The sequence below is a fragment of the Mesorhizobium sp. M2C.T.Ca.TU.002.02.1.1 genome (genome assembly GCF_003997225.1).
Genome location: NZ_RZTO01001454.1, coordinates 1 through 545, shown reverse-complemented (window position 1 = coordinate 545; position 545 = coordinate 1). Strand labels below are relative to the sequence as shown.

At 65.5% G+C, this 545-nt stretch carries 1 protein-coding gene and 1 pseudogene; both read right to left on the bottom strand.

What is annotated here, in order from left to right:
- Positions 1–75: 75 nt before the first annotated feature.
- Complete coding sequence (locus EOD07_RS36720) at positions 76–372, bottom strand: AzlD family protein (protein ID WP_057142891.1); 297 nt, start codon at positions 370–372, stop codon at positions 76–78.
- A pseudogene (locus EOD07_RS38980) lies at positions 369–545 on the bottom strand (branched-chain amino acid ABC transporter permease); the annotation flags it as partial. The pseudogene EOD07_RS38980 and the gene EOD07_RS36720, both read right to left, overlap by 4 nt.

The window sequence follows — 545 nt, the reverse complement described above, 5'->3', positions numbered from 1 at the left end:
TCCCTATACGGGGAGAAGATGCCGGCAGGCAGATGAGGGGCAGCGCTAACGGTTCAAGTCGATCGCGCCCAGACCCTAGCCCACAAATTGCCGCGCCAAAATCAGAACGGCCGCGCCCGCCAAAAACATCGCCATCAACCCACCGCGCAGCGAAACCACGGCGGTGACCACCAGTGCGGCCCATTCCGCCGGGCCGGCGTTCAACAGCTCGGGCGCTACCAGCGTCGTCAGCACCGCCGCCGGCACGGCATTGAGGCCGGCCTCGACGCGGGGATGGATGGTATCGAAGCGCGATATCACCAGGTGCCCGCCGATGCGCGTCAGATAGGTCGCGATTGCGCCGGCGATAATGATCCAGAAGGTCGTGCTCATGGCCGTGCCTTTACGCCGCTATGGTGGGGAGGCAGGATGACCGCCAGCAGCACACCGGCAACAGCGCCAATCGAGACATGCCAGGGCGAGCCCACGGTCTTGTAGGCGATGATGGAGGCGGCAGCGCTGGCAATGACCACCGGCAGCCACAGAGGCCGCTTGCGGAAGCCCAG